General features: G+C 48.2%; 5 protein-coding genes. 4 read left to right on the top strand and 1 reads right to left on the bottom strand.

The window, feature by feature from the left end; translation table 11 throughout:
- From SHEWPOL2_RS21635 to SHEWPOL2_RS21625, 4 genes are all read left to right on the top strand, one after another.
- Positions 1 to 1,015, top strand: a 1,015-nt coding sequence (locus tag SHEWPOL2_RS21635) for an alkene reductase (RefSeq protein ID WP_037431615.1), incomplete at its 5' end; no start/stop codon positions are given.
- A gap of 8 nt (positions 1,016 to 1,023) precedes the next feature.
- On the top strand, positions 1,024 to 1,254 hold the full coding sequence (locus tag SHEWPOL2_RS23400) for a hypothetical protein (RefSeq protein ID WP_345769637.1): 231 nt from the start codon (positions 1,024 to 1,026) through the stop codon (positions 1,252 to 1,254).
- Between the two features lie 25 nt (positions 1,255 to 1,279).
- The gene (locus tag SHEWPOL2_RS21630) at positions 1,280 to 2,119 is read left to right on the top strand and encodes an alkene reductase (protein WP_345769636.1); all 840 of its coding nucleotides are present in this window, start codon (positions 1,280 to 1,282) and stop codon (positions 2,117 to 2,119) included.
- A gap of 230 nt (positions 2,120 to 2,349) precedes the next feature.
- Positions 2,350 to 3,357 carry a class I SAM-dependent methyltransferase gene (locus SHEWPOL2_RS21625; protein ID WP_037431613.1) on the top strand — a complete coding sequence of 336 codons (1,008 nt, stop codon included), beginning with the start codon at positions 2,350 to 2,352 and terminating at the stop codon, positions 3,355 to 3,357.
- 291 nt (positions 3,358 to 3,648) lie between these two features.
- Here the strand turns inward: SHEWPOL2_RS21625 and SHEWPOL2_RS21620 are convergent.
- A partial coding sequence (locus tag SHEWPOL2_RS21620) for a glycoside hydrolase family 97 C-terminal domain-containing protein (RefSeq protein ID WP_037431610.1) occupies positions 3,649 to 4,101 on the bottom strand: 453 nt, incomplete at its 5' end.

The following is a 4,101-nucleotide window of genomic DNA, read 5'->3' as shown; positions in this document are numbered from 1 at the left end:
AAGAGCCAGTCAGCCAGGCGATGTGGCCAATCATATGATGGCAACCTATTATGCTCAGCGTGCGAGTGCGGGGCTCATTGTCTCTGAAGGCACACAGATTTCTCCAACTGCAAAAGGGTATGCTTGGACTCCTGGTATTTATACTCCCGAACAGATCGCGGGCTGGCGTATCGTCACTGAGGCAGTTCATGCCAAGAACGGAGTGATTTTTGCTCAGTTATGGCATGTAGGCCGAGTCACCCATCCTGACAATATTGGTGGGCAACAACCGATTTCTTCATCCGCATTAAAAGCGGAAAACGTAAAAGTGTTTGTCGATAACGGCACTGATGAACCTGGTTTTGTTGATGTCGTTGCGCCTCGGGCAATGACGAAGGCTGATATTGCGCAAGTGATCGCCGATTATCGTCAAGCAGCGCTCAATGCTATGGCGGCTGGCTTTGATGGCATTGAACTCCACGCCGCTAATGGCTATTTGATCAACCAATTTATTGATTCCGAAGCCAACAACCGTAGTGATGAGTACGGCGGTAGCCTTGAAAATCGCCTACGTTTTTTAGACGAAGTGGTTACGGCATTGGTCGATGCTATTGGTGCTGAGCGAGTGGGTGTGCGTTTAGCGCCCCTTACGACCCTCAATGGTACTGTGGATGCGGACCCGATTTTGACCTATACAGCTGCCGCTGCGTTACTTAACAAACATCGCATTGTTTATCTACATATTGCCGAGGTGGATTGGGATGATGCACCTGATACGCCACGCTCATTCAAACAAGCATTGCGTGAGGCTTATCAGGGCGTGCTGATTTATGCCGGACGATACAACGCTCACACAGCGGAGCAAGCTATTAACGATGGTCTGGCTGATATGATTGGTTTTGGACGACCTTTTATTGCCAATCCGGATTTACCCGAGCGGCTAAAACACGGCTATCCGTTGGCTGAGCATGACCCAACAACGCTGTTTGGTGGTGGCGAAAAAGGGTTAACTGACTATCCAACTTATCAAGCCTAGGGGAAAGTATGTTCAAGGCATTCAAAGGTCATGTGTTAGAAACCAAAAACCGTATTGTGATGGCTCCAATGACTCGCTCACGTAGTACTCAGCCGGGGGATATTCCGAACGAGATGATGGCCACCTATTATCGCCAGCGAGCAAGCGCAGGATTGATTATTACCGAAGGCGCACCCGTATCAGCGGTGGCGAGAGGCTATTCAATGACCCCCAGGGATTTATACTCCAGCACAGATTGAAGGCTGGAAAAAAGTCACTGAAGCGGTGCACCAAGAAGGTGGGAAAATATTTATCCAACTCTGGCATGTTGGTCGTCGCAGCCATTCGAGTGTGTCTGGCGCTGAGCCTCTTGCGCCATCGGCAATAAAAATACCCGATCAGGTATTTGGTCCATTGCCTGAAGGTGGCTTTGGCATGATTGAAACCCAGCAGCCAAAGGCGATGAGCGAACAAGACATCCAAGCGACTACCAGCGATTTTGTGCAAGCAGCACAAAACGCGATGTTAGCCGGTTTTGATGGGGTTGAAGTGCATGCAGCCCATGGCTATTTATTTGATACTTTTTTGCGCTTAGAAAGTAATCAACGGCAAGATCGCTACGGTGGCAGCCAAGAAAATCGGTTGCGTTTTTTAGTCGACACCTTACAAGCCCTTACACAGACCATTGGATCAGGGAGAGTCGCTGTGCGGATATCTCCCCATATTGGCGAGGGATTTACCGGTGACAACCCTGACATCATCCAATTAACACTCGCCTTGCTACAACACCTACAACCGATGAATCTTGCCTATGTGCATTTTTCTGAAAACATCTCGCGCTATGTGGAAGTGTCTGACGCGTTTCGTCAGCAAGTGCGCAGTGTGTATCAACATCCTATAATGGTGGCGGGGAAATTAACCAAGCAATCTGCTCAGCGTTTACTCGACCAACACTATGCTGATTTTGTGGCCTTTGGCACGCCGTTTGTGACCAATCCGGATTTAGTCGCGCGCTTTGCCCATGACTGGCCATTAACCGAGTTTGATGCGGATGCAAGGCTTACCTTGTATGGCGGCGGTGAAGCTGGCTATATCGATTATCCCGTTTATCAGGCATCGTTTTAGTGACATAGTCTAGTGGTGTCGTTTGCGGCTACTAATGGTGTAGGCGCTAAGGGAAGGGGTGAGCCAAAGGGGCTGCCTCACTTAGTGCCTTAAGCTAAAACGGCTCCGCTTGCATAGTCTGTAATTGGATACTGGGGGAATTTATCCGATATTTTGTCGCTGAGTTTGCTATCATGCCGTTTTCCCCTTGAAACCTTACGCAGGTTTCCGCTGTATGAGTCCCGCTTTTTATGTCTATTCAAACGCTGTTATCGACGGCTTTAGCTAAACGCCATGATTTTTTACTACAAGCAGAACAAGATCATACCGATTGTTTTCGGGTGTTCCATGGCACGGTCGAAGGTGTCAGTGGCTTGAATGTCGATCGCTACGGCGATAATTGGTTAGTGCAGAGTTTTCACCACACCTTAACCGCTGAGGAATTAGCTGAAGTAGTGGACGTGCTCACCCAAGAAGTAGCCCTGCCGGTAGTGTATAACGACCGCTCCGCTGGCCATTCGCGGGTGCTCAATGCGCTAAGCCCTGAACTGGATGATATTGCCAGTGCCGAGTTGGTGATGCAGGAAAATGGGATTAAATTTACCACTAAGCTACGCCACGAAGGACAAGATCCGCTGCTATTTCTTGATATGCGTATTGGCCGCGAATATGTGCGTGCACACAGTCAAGATAAAACCGTACTGAATTTGTTTTCTTACACCTGTGGTATCGGCACTGCTGCGGCCATGGGCGGCGCAGAACGGGTTGTGAATGTCGACTTTTCCTCCTTTGCACTCGCCGCAGGGCGAACTAATGCCGAATTAAACCAAGTGTCAGAGGTATGTGAGTTTGTGCAGAGTGATGCGTTTCCGGCTTTGCGCCAATTAGCTGGTTTAAGTGTGGGAGGGCGCCGCAACCAAAAATTACCCAGTTACCCCAAATTGCCGCAAACCCAATTTGATTTGGTATTTCTTGATCCGCCTCGTTATGCCAAGAGTGCCTTCGGGATTGTCGATTTAGTTAATGATTACCAAGGGTTATTTAAACCCGCATTATTATCAACCAAGGCTGGTGGCACCATAGTGTGTTGCAATAATGTCGCCAAAGTAGACCGTCAAGATTGGTTTGATAGTCTAGTTCGCTGCGTTGAAAAACAAGGCCGAGGTGTGATTGATCACACTTGGCTCGATCCCCATGAGGATTTTCCGTCATTCGATGATAATCATCCCCTTAAAATTGTGGCGTTGACCTTAAATTAACCTGAGCTCGGGATAAGTAGCGCCGCTGAATAGGCATCTTTTCGAGCCTCTCTGCGTTGCTCTGTCTCACCATAGCTCGCTATGGCGTACGACAGAGCGCCTTGATATGCGCAAAAATCTGCGCATTCAGTCGGGAAAAAGATTTTTTTATTCAAAATAATCATCTATGACATTGATTTTGTTTGTTAAATTTAGACTTTTCGACACTCGTTATCCCGAGTTCAGGTTAAATTAATCGCATTGCAAACCTAATAGGGCGACCATCTTGGTCGCCCTATTACTTTGCTTAATTTAAAGAGCCTTAAAGCGGATCGCTGTGCCACCACTGCTGGCGAGGGCTAAGGTTAGGCTGTCTTTGGCGCTGACCTCTTTGGTTTCAATCACATAATCATAGGGATTGGTTTTCCAATCGGCTTTTGCACCATCGCGGTAGATCTGGGCTTGATAGTGTTTGTTTGGATCGAGGAAACCCAGTTTAACCTTGATCTGACGGGCATTTTCATCGGTCAGCGCGCCTAAGTACCAATCCTGTTGATCTTTGGCCTGACGGGCAAATACCACATAATCACCCACTTCGCCAGCCAGTGCGATACTTTGATACCAGTCTGTTGGTACATCGCGGATAAACTGGAAGGCATCTAGATGTTTCTGATAATTGCGTGGCAAGTCGGCGGCCATTTGGATTGGGCTATAGAGCACCACATACAGGGCGAGTTGCTTCATTAAGGTGGTTTGCACGCGATT

The sequence above is a fragment of the Shewanella sp. POL2 genome, assembly GCF_000282755.1.
Taxonomy (GTDB): domain Bacteria; phylum Pseudomonadota; class Gammaproteobacteria; order Enterobacterales; family Shewanellaceae; genus Shewanella; species Shewanella xiamenensis.
The sequence above is the reverse complement of the archived record's forward strand: the minus strand, read 5'-3'. Positions and strand labels throughout refer to the sequence as shown.

Excerpts from the sequence above, each read along its gene's own strand:
- SHEWPOL2_RS23400 (WP_345769637.1), top strand. The coding sequence starts at position 1,024 with ATGTTCAAGGCATTCAAAGGTCATGTGTTAGAAACCAAAAACCGTATT.
- SHEWPOL2_RS21625 (WP_037431613.1), top strand. The coding sequence starts at position 2,350 with ATGTCTATTCAAACGCTGTTATCGACGGCTTTAGCTAAACGCCATGAT.